Here is an 18363-nt window from a genome sequence, read left to right on the forward strand (position 1 = left end):
ACAACCGGGCGGTTTTTACCTTTCCTGAAAAAACAGCCAGCGGCAAAAAAATGTGTTAAAACGGAGCGTTCAGACAAAAAAGACAACGCAAACATTTCCAACATCCTGGTCTTACATAATGATCCCACAGATTTCCCAGGCACCTGGCCTCGTTCAACGGGTGCTGACATTCCTCGAAGCGCTCAACGCGCAGGGTTTTACCGGCGATACCGCCACCAGCTACGCCGACCGCCTGTTAATGTCCACTGACAACAGCATTTACCAGCTGTTACCCGATGCGGTGCTGTTTCCACGATCGACCGCCGATGTGGCGTTAATTGCACGCGTGGCAGGCGAAGAGCGCTTTAGCGAACTGGTTTTCACTCCGCGCGGAGGCGGTACGGGAACCAATGGTCAGTCACTAAACCAGGGCATCGTCGTTGATATGTCGCGCCATATGAACCGCATCCTGGAGATCAACCCTGAACAGGGCTGGGTGCGCGTAGAGGCGGGCGTAGTAAAAGACCAGCTTAACGCGTGGCTGAAGCCTTACGGCTTTTTCTTTTCACCGGAGCTGTCGACCAGTAACCGCGCCACGCTGGGTGGCATGATCAACACTGATGCCTCAGGGCAGGGCTCGCTGGTGTACGGTAAAACCTCCGATCATGTGCTGGGATTACGTGCAGTGCTGTTAGGCGGCGATATTCTTGATACGCGACCGATGGCCGCGGCGCTGGCGGAGACGCTGGCGCAGACGCCTACGCCGGAAGGCCGTATTTATCAGCAGGTTCTGACGCGCTGCCGCGAGCAGCGTGAACTGATTCTGGAAAAATTCCCAAAGCTGAACCGCTTTCTTACCGGCTACGATCTGCGCCACGTCTTTAGCGACGATATGCAGACCTTCGATCTGACGCGTATTCTCTGCGGCGCGGAAGGCACGCTGGCGTTTATTACCGAGGCACGGCTCGATATCACGCCAATCCCGAAAGTGCGTCGCCTGGTAAACATCAAATATGACTCATTCGACTCTGCATTGCGTAATGCGCCTTTTATGGTCGAGGCCAGAGCGCTGTCGGTTGAAACGGTAGACTCCAAAGTCCTTAACCTGGCGCGCGAAGATATCGTCTGGCATTCCGTGCGTGAACTGATTACCGATGTGCCTGATAAAGAGATGCTGGGGCTGAACATCGTTGAGTTCGCTGGCGATGACGGCGCGTTGATTGAACAGCAGGTCAGCTCGCTCTGCGCGCGACTGGATATGCTGATGGCGCAGCGCGAGGGGGGCGTGATCGGTTATCAGCTCTGCCAGGAACTCGACGGCATTGAACGCATCTATAACATGCGCAAAAAAGCGGTAGGGCTGCTGGGTAACGCTAAAGGGCGCGCCAAGCCGATCCCTTTTGTTGAGGATACCGCCGTGCCGCCAGAGAACCTGGCGGACTATATTGTGGCGTTCCGTGCGCTGCTTGACAGCCACGGCCTGAGTTATGGCATGTTCGGCCATGTTGATGCGGGCGTGCTGCACGTGCGCCCTGCACTGGATATGTGCGACCCGCAGCAGGAGATGCTGATGAAAACGCTCTCTGATGAGGTGGTGGCGCTGACAGCACGCTATGGCGGTTTACTGTGGGGTGAGCACGGTAAAGGCTTTCGCGCGCAGTATAGCCCCGCGTTTTTTGGCGAAACCCTGTTTGAAGAACTGCGGCGTATAAAGGCTGCGTTCGATCCCGACAACCGCATGAATCCCGGCAAAATTTGTACCCCTCTTGGCAGTAACGAGCCGATGATGCAGGTGGATGCGGTCAAACGCGGCAGCTATGACCGCCAGATCCCGCTGACGGTGCGCAGCGACTGGCGGGGTGCGATGGAGTGCAACGGTAACGGGCTCTGCTTTAACTTTGATGCGCGCAGCCCCATGTGTCCCTCAATGAAAATTACCCGCAACCGTATTCATTCACCTAAAGGGCGAGCGACGCTGACACGAGAGTGGCTGCGTCTGCTGGCGGAGCAGGGCGTCGATCCCGCTGAGCTGGAGAAACAGCTGCCGGAGAAACAGCTGTCGCTGCGCGCCTTAATCGGCCGCGTGCGTAACAGCTGGCATGCCAGCAAAGGTGAATATGATTTCTCTCACGAAGTGCATGAGGCGATGTCAGGCTGCCTGGCCTGCAAAGCCTGCTCAACCCAGTGTCCGATTAAAATCGATGTCCCGGACTTTCGCGCCCGTTTTTTACAGCTCTACCATACGCGCTACCTGCGACCGGTGAGTGACCATCTGGTGGCCGCCGTCGAGAGCTATGCGCCACTTATGGCGAAAGCGCCCAGGACCTTTAACTTCTTTTTGAAGCAGCCCTGGATGCGCGAGCTAAGTAAAAATCATATCGGCATGGTTGACCTGCCATTGCTCTCATCCCCCTCACTGAAGCAGGCGCTGAGCGGCCATCCGGCGATGAATATGACGCTGGAGCAGCTGGAAGCGCTGTCGCCTGACCAGCGCGCTGACTATGTGCTGGTGGTGCAGGATCCGTTCACCAGCTTCTATGAAGCGCAGCTGATTGCCGACTTTATCCGCCTGATTGAGAAGCTGGGGCGGCGACCAGTGCTGCTGCCGTTCAAACCCAACGGCAAGGCGCAACACGTGAAGGGCTTTCTACAGCGCTTTGCACGCACCGCAGGTAAAACAGCTGACTTCCTCAATCGCGTGGCGAAACTGGCGATACCGATGGTTGGGGTCGACCCCGCCACGGTGCTTTGCTACCGCGACGAATATAAGCAGGTGCTTGGTGAGCAGCGGGGCGCGTTCCATGTGCAACTGGTTCATGAATGGCTGGGTGACGTGGTGAGTGCGCGTGCGGTGCAGCAGAGCAGCGGCGAAAGCTGGTATCTGTTTGCGCACTGTACCGAAGTGACGGCGCTGCCGAATACGCCCGGCCAGTGGCAGGCCATTTTCTCTCGCTTCGGCGCGAGGCTGGAAAACGTCAACGTAGGCTGTTGCGGTATGGCAGGGACATACGGGCATGAGAGCAAAAATCTCGAAAACTCGCTTGGCATCTACGGGCTTTCCTGGCACCCGCAGCTGCAAAAACTTCCGCGTCAGCGCTGTCTGGCGACGGGGTTCTCCTGCCGCAGTCAGGTCAAAAGGCTGGAAGGTAATGGCATGCGCCATCCGCTGCAGGCGCTGCTGGAAATGATGTAAAAAAATTGTGCGCGACGTTACTGCGTGGCTGGATTAGAATATCCAGCCCGCGTGACGCACAAAGTCGCTCTGCAAGACCGTGGCGTTGTCCCACTTTCCCACCAGGGCGAGCTGATGACAAAGTGTGGTGAGCGAGAGCCGCGCCAGCTGATAGGCCTGAATGCGGAACAGACGATCGCGGTCGCTGTTGCTCATCTCCTGCACCAGACGGTGGTGCAGTTTGCCCATAGCGTGGAGATAGCTCTGGTCGTCTCCGTTAACCTGACAAATTTCGGCCATATCCAGACAGGTGTCATTAAACTGACGCAGCTGATGAATTGTACAGTCGGCCCGGTTAAGTTTTGCCTCAGCCAGGTAGAAATCGACAGTTATGTCGCGTATCGAAAAGTGGTAATCGTCGATCTTGTGTTGTAACCAGGCGGAGACAGATAGCATCATGGGGCCAACTCAGGTGGTTAATGATAATAATTATCATATTCAACTGGGTGTGGATTGCAATGACGCGACAGAAAAACTTTTTATGATTTACTTAGCCTGTTAATAAAATCGGCAGGAACAATCCTCTTGGGATGAATAAAGGAGTAACCTATCAATAAGATTTTATTAATAACTGGCTGAAAATTTTTTTACGTATTTTTAACAGGTTAGCCGTGCGATGGGTGCGCCCGCTGGCCTGCCGCAAAGCGCTGTGAAGCGACTATGCTTAATTAATCAGCAATGAAAAATAGCACTAGATGATTATCCCTGCAAAACAAGAGGTTGAAGTGATCGTCCAGATCCTTACCATAGGGGGATAGCCTGAAAAGGTCCGGACTTACGAGGTATCAACATGGCATCTGAAAATGCAGCAACTTTTTCGCCTGATGATTTTATCTGGAAAGGGGTCACGCTGACAGATTCTGCTGCAAAGCAAATTCTTACCCTGGTAGCGCAAGATCCTGAAGTTAAAGGTCTGCACCTGGGAGTGAAGCAATCCGGCTGCGCCGGTTTCGGTTACGTCATGGATCTGGTAAAAACGCCAGCCGATGACGATCTTCAGTTCACGCACAACGGCGCATCACTTTATGTGCCGCTCCAGGCCATGCCGTTTATCGATGGCACCGAAGTGGATTATGTCCGCGAAGGCCTGAACCAGATCTTTAAATTCAACAACCCTAAAGCTCAGCACGCCTGCGGGTGCGGTGAAAGCTTTGGCGTCGAGTAAGTGAAATATGTCACGACACAGCGAAACATCTGACGATGTACAAATGTGGGAAGGCAAGCTCAATTATAAAGAGGGCTTCTTTACCCAGTTGCAAACCGACGAAATGGCGCACGGCATCAATGAAGATGTGGTGCGCGCGATCTCGGCTAAACGTAACGAGCCAGAGTGGATGCTGGAGTTTCGTCTTAAAGCCTTTCGCGCCTGGCTGGAAATGGAAGAGCCACACTGGCTGAAAGCGCACTACGACAAGCTCGATTACCAGGATTACAGCTACTACTCGGCCCCGTCATGCGGCAACTGCGATGACAGCTGCGCCTCCGAGCCGGGTGCGCTACAGTCGTCAGGTATCGAAGAGACCAACACCTACCTGACGCAGGAAGTGGAAAAAGCGTTCGATCAGCTTGGCGTACCGGTGCGTGAAGGTCGTGAAGTCGCGGTCGATGCGATATTCGACTCCGTCTCCGTGGCCACCACCTATCGTGGCAAGCTGGCGGAGCAGGGCATTATTTTCTGCTCTTTCGGCGAAGCGATTCAGGAGCACCCTGAGCTGGTACAGAAATATCTGGGCACCGTCGTACCAGCCAATGACAACTTCTTTGCGGCGCTGAACTCAGCGGTCGCCTCGGACGGAACGTTTGTCTATATCCCGAAAGGGGTTCGTTGTCCCATGGAGCTGTCGACCTATTTCCGCATCAATGCGGCAAAAACGGGTCAGTTTGAGCGTACCATCCTGATTGCGGATGAAGACAGCTACGTCAGCTATATCGAAGGCTGTTCAGCGCCGGTGCGTGACACCTATCAGCTGCATGCGGCAGTGGTAGAGGTGATCATTCATAAAAATGCAGAAGTGAAATATTCTACCGTGCAGAACTGGTTCCCGGGTGGGGAAGGCGAAGGCGGTATTCTGAACTTCGTAACCAAGCGTGCCCTGTGTGAAGGTGAGAACAGCAAAATGTCCTGGACGCAGTCCGAGACCGGTTCCGCTATTACCTGGAAATACCCGAGCTGCATTCTGCGCGGTGATAACTCTATTGGTGAGTTCTACTCTGTTGCACTCACCAGCGGTCGCCAGCAGGCGGATACCGGCACCAAGATGATCCACATTGGTAAAAACACCAAATCGACCATCATCTCAAAGGGTATCTCGGCCGGTAAGAGCCAGAATACCTACCGTGGTCTGGTTAAAATCATGCCGACTGCTACAAATGCCCGTAACTTTACGCAGTGTGACTCGATGCTGATCGGCCCGGATTGCGGCGCACATACCTTCCCGTATGTAGAAACCCGCAACAATACCGCCCAGCTGGAGCATGAGGCGACCACCTCGCGCATTGGTGAAGATCAGCTGTTCTACTGCCTGCAGCGCGGTATCAGTGAAGAAGATGCGATCTCCATGATCGTCAACGGCTTCTGTAAAGATGTTTTCTCTGAGCTGCCGCTGGAATTTGCCGTGGAAGCACAAAAACTGTTAGCCATCAGCCTTGAGCACAGTGTGGGCTGATGCCGTCACACGCGTTGCCGGAAGCAATGTGAAGGAATAAGTATGTTAAGCATTAAAGATTTACAGGTTAGCGTTGAAGATAAAGAGATTCTGCGCGGTCTTAACCTTGAAGTAAAACCGGGCGAAGTCCATGCCATTATGGGGCCGAACGGCTCAGGCAAAAGTACGCTCTCTGCAACGCTGGCTGGCCGGGAAGATTATGAAATCACCGGCGGTTCCGTCACGTTCAAAGGCAAAGATCTGCTGGAGCTGGACCCGGAAGAGCGCGCAGGCGAAGGCATCTTCATGGCGTTTCAGTACCCGGTTGAGATCCCAGGCGTCAGCAACCAGTTCTTTCTGCAAACGGCCGTAAACGCGGTGCGCAAATATCGCGGTAATGAAGAGCTGGACCGCTTTGATTTCCAGGACTTTATCGAAGATAAAATCCATCTGCTGAAAATGCCGGAAGATCTGCTGACCCGTTCGGTCAATGTTGGCTTCTCTGGCGGTGAGAAGAAGCGCAATGACATTCTGCAGATGGCGGCGCTGGAGCCGGAACTCTGTATTCTTGATGAAACCGACTCTGGTCTCGATATCGATGCGCTGAAAATCGTAGCGGAAGGTGTCAACAGCCTGCGCGACGACAAGCGCGCCTTTATCATTGTCACCCACTACCAGCGTATTCTGGACTATATCAAGCCAGACTTCGTGCACGTGCTGTACAAAGGTAAGATCGTCAAATCTGGCGACTTTACCCTGGTGAAACAGCTGGAGGAGCAAGGCTATGGCTGGCTTACCGACGAAGAGTGATAACGCGCTGCAACAGTGGCACCACCTGTTTGAATCCCGCGGCGAGTCGCGCTCACTGCAGGCGCAGCAGCACTGGCAACAGCTGATGCGCGTCGGCCTGCCGACGCGCAAGCATGAGAACTGGAAATACACCTCGCTGGAGGGCCTGCTTGCTCACCAGTTTGCGCTGCCGCAGGCACAGACGCTGGATCAGGCACAGGCTGACGCGCTTGCGCTGCCGCTTGACGCTGTTCGTCTGGTGTTTGTTGACGGCCAGTTTCAGCCTTCGCTGAGCACGGCAGAGACGGATCTGTTTGAGGTGCAGCACAGCCGCGCCGCTGAGCGTCGTCCGCTGCCCGCCCCCGTTCAGCCTGAAGTATTTCTGCACCTGACCGAAAGTCTGGCGGAAGAGGTCACTTCTGTTCGCCTGGCGCGTGGCAAAGTGGCAGCCCGTCCGCTTTATCTGCTGCATATCACCAGTGGACAGGCTGAGGCGCTCAATACCGTGCATCACCGTCACCACTTTGAGCTGGAAGAGAGCGCGCAGGCGCAGGTTATCGAGCACTATGTGACGCTGAACGGTACGCAGCATTTTACCGGCGCACGCTTCACTTTTGCGGTGGGTGACAATGCACAGCTGACACACGTCAAGCTGGCGTTTGAAGAGAGCAGCAGTTACCACTTCGCGCATAACGATATTGTTATTGGTCGCGATGCGCAGGTGAGCAGCACCAGCTTCCTGCTGGGTGCAGGTCTTTCACGTCATAACACCAGCGTGCAGCTTAACGGCGAAAATACCCAGCTGTCGCTAAACAGCCTGGTGCTGCCGATGAATGCAGAGGTAGCGGATACCCGCAGCTATCTGGAGCATAATAAAGGCTACTGCCTGAGCCGCCAGCTGCACAAAACCATTTCGCGCGATAAAGGCCGCGCGGTGTTTAACGGCCACATCAAAGTGGCACAGCACGCCCTGAAAACCGACGGGCAGATGACTAACAACAACCTGTTGCTGGGTCGTCTGGCTGAAGTGGATACCAAGCCGCAGCTGGAAATCTATGCTGACGACGTGAAGTGTAGCCACGGTGCAACCATCGGCCGCATTGATGATGAGCAGATGTTCTACCTGCGCTCGCGCGGTATTGCAGAAGAGGCTGCCCAGCAGATGATTATTCACGCATTTGCGGCCGAGCTGACCGAAGCGCTGGATGATGAGACGCTGCGTCAGGCGGTCCTGCATCGCATCGCGGCGCGTTTCCCTGGAGAGACCTCATGATGAACTTCGATCTCGAACGTATCAGGGCTGATTTTCCCATCCTGACGCGTGAGGTCAACGGTCATCCGCTGGCCTATCTTGACAGCGCGGCCAGCGCTCAACGTCCGCTGGCGGTGATCAACGCCGAAAGCCATTTTTACCAGCACGGCTATGCGGCCGTGCATCGCGGTATTCACAGCCTGAGTGCGCAGGCCACCAGCGATATGGAAAACGTCCGCCTGCAGGCGGCGCGTTTCCTTAATGCCTCTTCGCCGGAAGAGATTGTGTTCGTCAAAGGCACCACCGAGGGGATTAACCTGGTGGCAAACAGCTGGGGTGCAAGCCAGCTGACGGCTGGCGATAACCTGATCGTTACCGAGATGGAGCACCACGCAAATATCGTGCCGTGGCAAATGGTTGCCCAGCGCACCGGCGCGGAAATCCGCGTGCTGCCGCTGAACGATAACGGTGAGCTGGCGGTGGAGGCACTCGCGGGTCTGATCGACAGCCGCACGCGCCTGCTGGCAGTGACGCACGTGTCAAACGTGCTCGGAACCGTTAACCCGGTTCGTGCGCTGGTCGCGCAGGCAAAAGCGGCTGGCCTAGTCACCCTGGTGGATGGCGCACAGGCGGTTATGCACGGTAAGGTCGACGTACAGGATATTGACTGCGACTTTTATGTCTTCTCGAGCCATAAACTGTACGGTCCTAATGGCGTAGGCATTCTCTATGGGCGCAAAGCGCTGCTCGACGAGATGCCGCCCTGGGAAGGCGGCGGTTCGATGATCGATCAGGTTGTGCTGCCCACTGGCACCACCTGGAATAAAGCACCCTGGCGTTTTGAAGCGGGCACGCCTAATACCGGGGGTATCATCGGCTTTGGTGCGGCGTTACGCTACGTGGAAGAGCTGGGTCTTGATGTCATTCAGCAGCGCGAACAGCTGCTGATGCGCTACGCCCTCGATAAACTCGCCTCGGTGCCGGATATCATCATTTATGGCCCGCAGGATCGTGCAGGCGTAATTGCATTTAACCTGGGCAAGCACCACGCCTATGACGTGGGTAGCTTCCTCGATCAATACGGTATCGCCATTCGCACGGGTCACCATTGCGCTATGCCGCTGATGCGTCATTTCGCCGTGCCTGCCATGTGCCGCGCCTCCTTTGCGTTTTATAACAGTGAAGAAGAGGTTGATCGTCTGGCGGCAGGTTTGACCCGTATTCATCGTCTGCTGGGCGGTTAAGTAGAGTTCAGGAGTCCGTCATGGCAAATTTGCCAGAGAAAGAAAAGCTGGTGCGCAACTTCAACCGTTGCGCCAACTGGGAAGAGAAGTATCTTTACATCATTGAGCTGGGTGCCAAACTTCCGGAATCTTCTGAAAGCCTGCATCAGCCAGAGAATGTGATCTCTGGCTGCCAGAGTCAGGTCTGGATCAAGATGACGCCGCAGAGCGATGGCACCATCGCGCTTGAGGGCGACAGTGATGCCGCCATTGTTAAGGGACTGATTGCAGTAGTGTTTAGCCTCTATCAGAATCTGACAGCGTCTGACATTGTGGCGCTGGATGTGCGCCACTGGTTTGAAGAGCTGGCCCTGACCCAGCATCTGACCCCCTCCCGGTCGCAAGGCCTTGAGGCGATGATTCGGTCAATTCGCCATAACGCTCAAAATCTCCTCTGAGTTAAACTTACAGACGCCAACAGGCGTCTGTTTTTTTATCTGAAAGAGAAGATTGCATGAAATCAGCTTTGCGTTTCGCCGGTGTGCTGCTGCTAAGCGTTGGACTTGCCGCACCCGCTTTTGCCACCGAATATCCGCTTCCTCCTGCCGACAGCCGTCTTATCGGCGAAAACCAGTTAACCATCGTTCCTGATGATAAACGCCCGCTGGAAGCCATTGCAGCGAAATATCAGACTGGCCTGCTGAGCATGCTGGAAGCGAACCCGGGCACCGATCCCTGGCTACCGAAAGCCGGTACGCAACTGGTTGTACCCCAGCAGATGCTGCTGCCGGATACGCCGCGTGAAGGGATTGTGGTAAACCTTGCCGAACTGCGTCTCTATTACTATCCCAAGGGCGAAGATAGCGTCATTGTTTACCCCATCGGTATTGGCCAGCTCGGCGCTGCCACGCCAGTGATGGTAACCAGCATCAGCCAGAAAATCCCGAATCCCACCTGGACACCAACGCCGAATATCCGCAAGCGCTATGCCAAAGAGGGCGTTACCTTACCTGCGGTAGTGCCTGCCGGTCCGGAAAACCCCATGGGACTGTTCGCGCTGCGTCTGGCACGCGGCAGCGGCAATTATTTGATCCACGGCACCAACGCCGATTTTGGTATAGGAATGCGCGTCAGCTCGGGCTGCATTCGTCTGCGTCCGCACGACATCGAAGCGCTGTTTAACAGCGTGCCGAAAGGTACGCGCGTGCAGGTAATTAATCAGCCAGTTAAGTACGCCGTGGAGCCGGATGGCAAGCGCTACATCGAAGTTCATCAGCCACTGTCGCGCAGTGATAAAGACGACCCGCAGACCATGCCGCTGGCGCTCACGCCTGCACTGAAGAAATTTATCAAGAGTCCAGAGAGCGACAGTGTGCTGATCAAGGCTGCGCTGACGCGTCGTTCAGGTATGCCGGTACTGGTATCAAGTGGCGAGCCAGTTGAGGGGCAGAGCCCAGCGGCAGAAGTGGCGGAGCAGGCTCAGCAATCGCAGCTTAACCCTGTTAGTCAGCCGGAGTAGGCCGACGCAACAACATAAAATCAACGCAAAAAAAATGGCACCACAAGGGTGCCATTTTTCAAACCAGAACTCTTACTTACGGTAAGAGTGAGCCTGGTTGTCCAGACGCTGGTTAGCACGAGCTGCGTCATCTTTAGCAGCCTGCACGTCAGAACGGATTGCGTTCACGTCGTTGCTCAGCTGGTCAACTTTCGCGTTCAGAGTCTGAACGTCTGAAGACAGCTGGTCAATTTTAGCGTTGCTTGAGCAGCCAGCCAGCAGAGTTGAACCCAGGATTACCGCGCCCAGTACCAGTTTAGTACGATTCATTATTTATACCCTCTAGATTGAGTTAATCTCCATGTAGCGTTACAAGTATTACACAAAGCTTTTTAAGTTGAGAATAAATTTTTGATGAGAACATGCTTAAACTTGATCGTTCGCTCAAAGAATCAGCGCTCAACCGAATATGATAAAAATATTTAGCGAAAACAGAGAGATTTAATCGGATTAACCTTAATTACGGAGGATTTTGAATAGTTATTTTCGATTGGAAATTTCCTGGTTTTGTATTAGCGATGGAATAAAAAAAGCGCCTTTAAAGGCGCTTTTAAATAAAAGGTCGTCGTTATTAAATAACGTGAACTGAAGCCGTATTTGTGGTACCGCTTGGTACTAATGCACCGGAAACCATCACGACCACGTCGCCTTTTTGCGCGTAGCCGCTTTGCAGCGCCATCTCTTTACCAATACGGTAAAAATCATCAGTAGAGGCGATTTCATTTACCAGACGTGTTTCGATGCCTTTGCTCAGGATCAGCTGGCGCGCCGTCGTCTCATTAGTGGTCAGGGCAAGGATGGTCGCGTCAGGGAAATATTTGCGAACGGACTTGGCTGACTTACCGCCTTCAGTGGCCACGACAATCAGCGGTGCCTCCAGTTTTTCAGCGGTTTCAACTGCGCCACGGCACACAGCTTCGGTGATGCGCAGCTTGCGTGAATCTTCAAGTGAATCAATACGCGACTTCATTACGCGATCGGTACGTTCACAAATGGTCGCCATGATGGTCACCGCTTCCAGCGGATATTTACCCTTGGCGCTTTCGCCAGAAAGCATCACGGCATCGGTTCCGTCGAGGATGGCGTTAGCCACGTCACCCGCTTCAGCGCGGGTAGGGCGCGGGTTTTTGATCATTGAGTCAAGCATCTGGGTCGCGGTGATAACGACCTTGCGCGCCTTGTTACACTTCTTGATCATCATCTTCTGCGCGAAGATCACTTCTTCAACCGGGATCTCAACGCCAAGGTCGCCACGCGCTACCATGATGCCGTCTGATGCATCAAGGATTTCGTCAAAGTTGTTCAGGCCTTCCTGGTTCTCAATTTTCGAGATGATCTGAATGTTTTCGCCGCCGTGGGCTTTCAGATGCTCGCGAATCTCCAGCACGTCGGAACGTTTGCGAATAAAGGACGCCGCAACGAAGTCAACGCCTTGTTCACAGCCAAAAATCAGATCGCGTTTGTCTTTTTCCGCCAGCGCAGGCAGCTGGATCGAAACGCCCGGCAGGTTGACGCCTTTGTTTTCGCCAAGGTCGCCGTTATTCAGCACGGTGCAGACTACGGTATTTTCGGTCACTTCAGTGACTTCCATACCCAGCAGGCCGTCATCAACCAGTACGGTATTGCCGATTTTCAGATCTTCAGTAAAACCCGGGTAGGTGACCGCTACGCGCTCGCTGTTACCAATCACGCTCTGGTCAGTGGTGAAAGTAAACGTCTGACCCGCCTTCAGTGAAACGTCATTACCGCCTTCCAGTTTCATGGTGCGGATTTCTGGTCCTTTAGTATCGAGCAGGATCGCTGCCTGATGGCCGGTTTTCTGCATGACTGCACGCATGTTAGCGATGCGCTGACCGTGCTCTGCATAGTCACCGTGTGAGAAGTTAAGGCGCATAACGTTCATGCCGGCTTCAAGCAGCTGAGTCAGCATCTCTTCAGATTCGGTTTTTGGACCGATAGTACAAACGATCTTGGTCTTTTTCATGACGGGTTATCTGTAAGTTGTGATGGATGATAAAGGTTGAGATTCGATGGCGATGCATCGAAATGAAAATTCTGATTGATATCGAAACGGACGGTACAGAGTAAGGATAGGTGACGGAGGCTGAGCGTGCAGGGAAGTTGTGCGGTTACGTCTGGAAACCGACAATCGCGTGTTGCGCAAAGAGTTTGAGTTATCGCCATAAGCACGCAGCGCTGAAACCTTTCAAGTGAAACAACGGGGCACAGTATAATCGCTAAGTATGCGAAAACCAATTAAAAAGCACCGAAGGAGGCGACAGAGATCAATAAAAGGTGAGGTTGCGCAAGGAGGAATAAACAAGAAAGTGGTGCGCTCTAATGGACTCGAACCATCGACCCCCACCATGTCAAGGTGGTGCTCTAACCAACTGAGCTAAGAGCGCATTGAAAAAATGGTGCGTCCGAGTGGACTCGAACCACCGACCCCCACCATGTCAAGGTGGTGCTCTAACCAACTGAGCTACGGACGCACTTGGTGCGCTCTAATGGACTCGAACCATCGACCCCCACCATGTCAAGGTGGTGCTCTAACCAACTGAGCTAAGAGCGCAACACGCTGTCAGGGCGACAGCGGGGACGAATATTAACGACAGGTTGCAGTGCTGGCAAGGGGAAAAACGCTTTTTTCATCCTGACTGACCAGCAACTGTGCTATGCGTCGTTTTTTTAGGCGTAACGGGCCTTTTCTGGCCCGTTCAGAGACTTAGCGCGCTGCACGCGTCAGGATCACCTGTGCTGGAAGCTGTTGCAGACGACGAATGCGCCACAGCATCATTATGGCCGCCGACGTCAGGCCGATGATAAAGCCGCACCAGAAACCGGCGGGTCCCATACGCGGTACAATCCAGTCGGTCATGGCCAACATATAGCCGCTGGGCAACCCGAGGATCCAGTAGGCAATAAAAGTAATAAAGAAAATAGAGCGCGTATCTTTATAGCCGCGCAGAATGCCACTGCCGATCACCTGGATAGAATCAGAGAACTGATAGATAGCCGCCAGCAGCATCAACTGCGCCGCCAGCGCTACCACTTCCGGATTGTCGTTGTAGAGCAGGGCGATCTGATGACGGAAGGTGACGGTCAGTAACGCCGTGATGGCGACCATACAGACCCCCACGCCCTGCGCAGTCCAGGCCGCCACCCGCGCCTGCTCCGCCGAGCCCTGTCCCAGCCGATAGCCCACGCGAATGGTTGTGGCGACGCCTAGCGACAGCGGCAAAACAAACATCAGCGAGCTGAAGTTTAAGGCAATCTGATGACCGGCCACATCGACAATGCCCAGCGGTGAGACCATTAGCGCCACAACAGCGAACAGCGTCACCTCAAAAAACAGCGCCAGCGCCACCGGCAGGCCAAGTGAAAACAGCCTTTGCAGCACGGTACGCGACGGGGGCGACCAGCGCTTGTTCATACGGATATCGCGCATGCTGCCCATACGACGCACCCAAAGGCGCATTACCAGGAACATCACCCAGTAGACGGAGCCGGTCGCCACGCCACAGCCTACGCCTCCCAGCGCCGGCATACCCAAATGGCCGTAAATGAAAATCCAGTTAAGCGGAATATTGACCAGCAAACCAATAAACCCCATCACCATGCCGGGTTTGGTTTTTGACAGGCCTTCGCACTGATTGCGCATCACCTGAAAGAACAAATAGCCGGGCGCGCCCCACAGCAGTGCATGCAGGTAGCCTTCGGCCTTTAATGCCAGCTGTTCATCGATATCGTGCATAGCGCGAATGACGTAACCGGCATTCCACAGCACCACCATAATCAGAATAGCGACGAAAAAAGCCAGCCAGTATGCCTGCCTGACCTGTTCAGCAATACGTTCGCGGCGGCCGGAGCCGTTAAGTTGCGCAACGGTGGGCGTCAATGCCAGCAGAAGACCATGACCGAAAAGAATGGCCGGAAGCCAGATAGAGGTGCCGACTGCAACGGCGGCCATATCCGTGGCGCTTACCGCGCCGGCCATAATGGTATCTACAAATCCCATTGCAGTCTGCGCCACCTGAGCAAGGATGACCGGAATCGCAAGGGCAAGCAATTGACGCGCTTCTGTTAAATACTTCTGCACGTTAACACCTGTCAAAAAAGAGAAAGGGGAAAGAACCCGAAGAAATGCGCGGATAGTGTAGCGGGATTAACGGGATTCACCAAGTTTTGTCATGCTGTGCGTTATATTCCCAACCGGAGAGAGGCGCAACGCGGAAATAAAATCTGCACGCTAAGCTGTGATAAGCTAGAGCAAATTTCGCAGAGGCCAAAACTATGTTTACCGGAATTGTGCAGGGCACCGCAAAGATTGTGTCCATAGAAGAAAAAGAACTGTTTCGCACCCACGTGGCCGAGCTGCCGGAAGAGCTGTTGCCGGGGCTGGCGCTGGGGGCATCAGTGGCCCACAACGGCTGTTGTTTGACCGTCACAGCGATTGAGGGGAACCGCGTCAGTTTCGATCTGATTAAAGAAACGCTGCGCGTAACTAATTTAGGCGATCTGCAGCAGGGCGACGTGGTCAATATTGAGCGCGCAGCCAAATTCAGTGATGAGATTGGTGGACATCTGATGTCTGGCCATATTATGACCACTGCGGAAATCTGCAAAATTATCCAGTCAGAAAACAACCGCGAAGTCTGGTTTAAAATTCAGGATCCGGCGCAGATGAAATATATTCTGCACAAAGGTTTTGTGGGCATCGACGGCATAAGTCTGACCGTTGGCGACGTAACAAAAAGCAAATTTTGCGTCTATCTGATTCCGGAAACGCTGGAGCGCACCACCCTCGGGGCAAAAAAACTGGGCCACCGCGTTAATATCGAGATCGATCCGCATACGCAGGCGATTGTCGATACCGTTGAGCGAGTGCTGGCTCAACGCGAAGCGGCCGCCGCTGTGGCGCTCAGCAACGACGCTGAATAATCCAGGTAAAGGCGCCTTACGCGCCTTTATCTTCTCAGCGATTTAGCGCGCAACGCGCAGACCGCCTTCGACACCTCGACTGAACACCACCTGCCACAGTTGAATATCGCGCGCGCGAAAAGCGCCAGCACAGGCGTTCAGGTAATAGCTAAACATCCGTTTAAAACGCTCCCCATATTTCTCCGTCAGCTGCGGCCACGCCTGGATAAAGCGTTCATACCAGGCCATAAGCGTGGTGTCATAGTCCGCACCAAAATTATGCCAGTCTTCCAGAATAAAGTGGGGTTCACTGGCATCAGCAATATGGCGTACCGAAGGCAGGCAGCCGTTAGGGAAAATATATTTATCGATCCAGGGATCCACGTTCATGTCGGTGCGGATAGCGCCAATGGTATGCAGTAAGAATAACCCTTCTGGTTTCAGATTGCGGTCCACCACGTCAAAGTAGGTGGCATAGTTTTTGGGGCCAACGTGTTCGAACATGCCCACGGAGACGATGCGGTCGAACTGCTGGTCAAGATCGCGGTAATCCTGAAGCAGAATAGTAACATTGAGTCCTTCACAGCGCTGCTGTGCCAGCTTCTGCTGCTCGGCCGAAATGGTCACGCCGTGCACGATGGCACCGTAGTGGCGTGCGGCGTAAGCGGCAAGGCCGCCCCAGCCACAGCCAATATCAAGCAGGGTCATGCCAGGTTCAAGCTGTAGTTTGCGGCAGATCATATCCAGCTTTGCTTCCTGCGCCTGCTCCAGTGTCTCCGCCTCTTTCCAGTAGGCGCAGGAGTACTGCATATAGGGATCAAGCATTAGCGTGAACAGATCGTTACCCAGGTCGTAATGCTCTTTTCCCACTATCCAGGCGCGTTTCTTTGATTGCAGATTGGTAAGGCGTGCCGCAGCAACGCGCAGCGTGTCCTTGAAGTGATGGGGTAACTGCTGATCCAGCTTGTGCTTCAGCACACGGTGGAAAAACATATCAAGCCGCTCACACTCCCACCAGCCATCCATATAAGATTCGCCAAGACCCAGTGAGCCTTCCTGAATCACGCGCTTAAAAAAGTCTGGATGTTTAACCTGCAGATCCCAGGGGCGGCTGCCGTTGATTTCGATGTCCGCTTTTTCCAGCATCTCGTGGATAATGCGATACCAGTGGTTTTCTTCAAGGCTCATTTCTTCTATACACGATGAACTCATAGCTTCTCCATCACCTGTCCGCTTGAACCTGAGAAAAAGAATAGCCAATTTCCCAGGCGTTGTGAGAAAAGTCACGGATCGCTCCGTGCGCCTGATATCCGACGTTTTACAGAGGATTGAATCTGAAAATCTTTGTCTGGCACAGCGGGGACGCGCGCAGACACCATCCGGGCGACAGAGCTCGCCTAAGCGTGAAACTATTATCTTATTGATATATTGCAGAATTGTTAACCTGACTGAGTATATGCTCAACCAGGTCAACGTTCAACGACTTATTGTTAGGCGGCTAACTATAAAAGTTGCCTTAGTGATTATCCTGGCAGGGAGTGGTTGTGCGGACAACATCTGTTTGTGCGCTGGCGCGTCGCTGCCAGATGTAGCCAATGACTGCCAGGACAATCGTGATCACCATAACCAGCGTAGTCATCAGTAGCGGCAGTTGTAAACCTGCGGAAACGGCGAGGCTGGCGATAAAACACAGGCCAAGCTGCAGCGTATTTTGCAGCGCGGCGGCTTTACCCGTTGCGTGCGGAAAGGGTAGCAGCGCACTGGAAACCACGATGGGATAGATAGCACCGTTAGCCAGTGCCATGCCGCAGAACGGCAGCAGCAGAGCGACCAGAGGATGGCTATCCATCAGCGCCACGGCAAACAGCGTTCCGACGCTCAGGCTATAGAGCGTCAGCAGCCACGGCAGTAGCCGCGTGCCCGCAAAGTGGCTGAGCAGGGCACGGCAGCCAAATCCACCCAGTAAAAACGCGATGGTCTGTGGAATGTAGCTCAGGCCGATATCCGCTGGCGTCAGACCAGCGTCGGCAAGAATAAAGGGTGAGCCCGTCAGCCAGGCGAAGAAGCTGGCGGAGCAGGCGGCATAGATCAGCACGTTGCCCCGATAGATGCCGGAGCGCATCAGCGTGAGAAAACCGGGCTGATCGGCGGCTTCTTTCACTGTCGGGCGACGAGCAGGTAAACGCAGCGTAACCAGCATCAACACGACGCCAGTCAGCGTCAGCACCAGGAAAATGGAACGCCAGTGAAAATGGCTGATTAAATAGGCACCGAGCAGCGGTGCCAGCGCCGGCGACAGCGCAACCAGCGGCATAATCGTGGCAAAGACTTTATTGGCGCGCGCCTGGGGGTAGCGGTCAACCACCAGTGCCTGCCAGCTGACTGCTGCTGAGCAAACGCCTGTTGCCTGAATAAAGCGCAGCACCAGCATCAGCGCCACATTCTCCACCCAGAGCATGCCGGCGCAGCCAAGCGCAAACAGCCCCAGGCCCATCAGCAGCACGGGTTTACGGCCAATACGGTCGGAAAGCGGTCCCCAGAACAGCTGGCCGAGAGCAAATCCCGCGAGAAACAGACTCATACTGGCGCTGATGACGCCTGGCGAAGTGGCAAAGCTCACCTGCATTGCGCCGAAGGCGGGCAGGTACATATCCGTTGCCAGGAAACCCAGCATGCTGAGCAGGGCAAGGTAAGGCATGAATCCTTTTGAAGACAGCATGGTTCGACTCATTCTCATTATTAGTCAGGCAGATTAAACGCGGCAA

At 54.2% G+C, this 18363-nt stretch carries 15 protein-coding genes and 3 tRNA genes; 9 read left to right on the forward strand and 9 right to left on the reverse strand.

Translation table 11 applies throughout. The annotated features are described in order from the left end of the window. Window positions 1–118 precede the first annotated feature (118 nt). Entirely contained in the window at window positions 119–3172 is a 3054-nt protein-coding gene (locus HP564_RS04400; RefSeq protein WP_371240514.1) for an FAD-binding and (Fe-S)-binding domain-containing protein, read from the forward strand. Between the two features lie 33 nt (window positions 3173–3205). Here HP564_RS04400 and HP564_RS04405 read toward each other — a convergent pair whose 3' ends face one another. Further along, window positions 3206–3610, reverse strand: coding sequence for a hypothetical protein (locus tag HP564_RS04405; RefSeq protein WP_371240516.1), 405 nt, complete (start codon window positions 3608–3610; stop codon window positions 3206–3208). A gap of 391 nt (window positions 3611–4001) precedes the next feature. On the opposite strand from HP564_RS04405, the gene sufA reads away from it, so the two are divergent. From sufA to HP564_RS04440, 7 genes are read left to right on the forward strand one after another with little or no spacing between them, the layout of a single operon-like run. Beyond that, on the forward strand, window positions 4002–4376 hold the full coding sequence (gene sufA, locus HP564_RS04410) for a Fe-S cluster assembly scaffold SufA (RefSeq protein ID WP_371240518.1): 375 nt from the start codon (window positions 4002–4004) through the stop codon (window positions 4374–4376). Window positions 4377–4383: 7 nt separating this feature from the next. Beyond that, window positions 4384–5877: a Fe-S cluster assembly protein SufB gene (gene sufB, locus HP564_RS04415; RefSeq protein ID WP_033747483.1), complete on the forward strand. Its 1494-nt coding sequence runs from the start codon at window positions 4384–4386 to the stop codon at window positions 5875–5877. Between the two features lie 42 nt (window positions 5878–5919). Next, window positions 5920–6666, forward strand: coding sequence for a Fe-S cluster assembly ATPase SufC (gene sufC, locus HP564_RS04420; protein WP_371240521.1), 747 nt, complete (start codon window positions 5920–5922; stop codon window positions 6664–6666). Beyond that, a complete protein-coding gene (sufD, locus tag HP564_RS04425; protein ID WP_371240523.1) occupies window positions 6641–7918 on the forward strand; it encodes a Fe-S cluster assembly protein SufD in 1278 nt (425 codons plus the stop codon). Before sufC ends, sufD begins: the two co-directional genes overlap by 26 nt. After that, a complete protein-coding gene (gene sufS, locus HP564_RS04430; RefSeq protein WP_371240687.1) occupies window positions 7918–9141 on the forward strand; it encodes a cysteine desulfurase SufS in 1224 nt (407 codons plus the stop codon). The genes sufD and sufS overlap by 1 nt, the downstream gene beginning before the upstream one ends. 20 nt (window positions 9142–9161) lie before the next feature. Then, on the forward strand, window positions 9162–9578 hold the full coding sequence (gene sufE, locus HP564_RS04435; RefSeq protein ID WP_371240525.1) for a cysteine desulfuration protein SufE: 417 nt from the start codon (window positions 9162–9164) through the stop codon (window positions 9576–9578). Window positions 9579–9634: 56 nt separating this feature from the next. Next, window positions 9635–10639 (forward strand): L,D-transpeptidase family protein, encoded by a 1005-nt coding sequence (locus HP564_RS04440; RefSeq protein ID WP_371240527.1) that lies wholly within the window; start codon window positions 9635–9637, stop codon window positions 10637–10639. Window positions 10640–10711: 72 nt separating this feature from the next. Here HP564_RS04440 and HP564_RS04445 read toward each other — a convergent pair whose 3' ends face one another. The 6 genes from HP564_RS04445 to HP564_RS04470 all read right to left on the reverse strand — a co-directional run bounded on the left by HP564_RS04445 (window position 10712) and on the right by HP564_RS04470 (window position 14777). Further along, window positions 10712–10948 (reverse strand): major outer membrane lipoprotein, encoded by a 237-nt coding sequence (locus tag HP564_RS04445; RefSeq protein ID WP_007374746.1) that lies wholly within the window; start codon window positions 10946–10948, stop codon window positions 10712–10714. A 301-nt stretch (window positions 10949–11249) separates the two neighbouring features. After that, a complete protein-coding gene (gene pykF / locus HP564_RS04450) occupies window positions 11250–12662 on the reverse strand; it encodes a pyruvate kinase PykF (protein ID WP_371240529.1) in 1413 nt (470 codons plus the stop codon). A gap of 344 nt (window positions 12663–13006) precedes the next feature. Further along, window positions 13007–13083: transfer RNA gene (locus HP564_RS04455), tRNA-Val, on the reverse strand. Between the two features lie 10 nt (window positions 13084–13093). Next, window positions 13094–13170: transfer RNA gene (locus HP564_RS04460), tRNA-Val, on the reverse strand. A gap of 3 nt (window positions 13171–13173) precedes the next feature. After that, window positions 13174–13250 (reverse strand) — tRNA-Val (locus HP564_RS04465). A 153-nt stretch (window positions 13251–13403) separates the two neighbouring features. Beyond that, window positions 13404–14777, reverse strand: coding sequence for an MATE family efflux transporter (locus HP564_RS04470; RefSeq protein WP_371240531.1), 1374 nt, complete (start codon window positions 14775–14777; stop codon window positions 13404–13406). Window positions 14778–14971: 194 nt separating this feature from the next. Here HP564_RS04470 and HP564_RS04475 point away from each other — a divergent pair, with 194 nt between their 5' ends. Then, a complete protein-coding gene (locus tag HP564_RS04475; RefSeq protein WP_371240533.1) occupies window positions 14972–15619 on the forward strand; it encodes a riboflavin synthase subunit alpha in 648 nt (215 codons plus the stop codon). A 42-nt stretch (window positions 15620–15661) separates the two neighbouring features. Here the strand turns inward: HP564_RS04475 and cfa are convergent, their stop codons facing one another. Together cfa and punC are read right to left on the reverse strand one after the other, a co-directional pair. Next, window positions 15662–16810 carry a cyclopropane fatty acyl phospholipid synthase gene (gene cfa, locus HP564_RS04480; protein WP_371240535.1) on the reverse strand — a complete coding sequence of 383 codons (1149 nt, stop codon included), beginning with the start codon at window positions 16808–16810 and terminating at the stop codon, window positions 15662–15664. Window positions 16811–17114: 304 nt separating this feature from the next. Further along, on the reverse strand, window positions 17115–18317 hold the full coding sequence (gene punC / locus HP564_RS04485; protein ID WP_371240537.1) for a purine nucleoside transporter PunC: 1203 nt from the start codon (window positions 18315–18317) through the stop codon (window positions 17115–17117). Window positions 18318–18363: the final 46 nt, after the last annotated feature.

Source organism: Pantoea sp. KPR_PJ (genome assembly GCF_041386365.1).
Classification (GTDB): Bacteria; Pseudomonadota; Gammaproteobacteria; order Enterobacterales; family Enterobacteriaceae; genus Pantoea.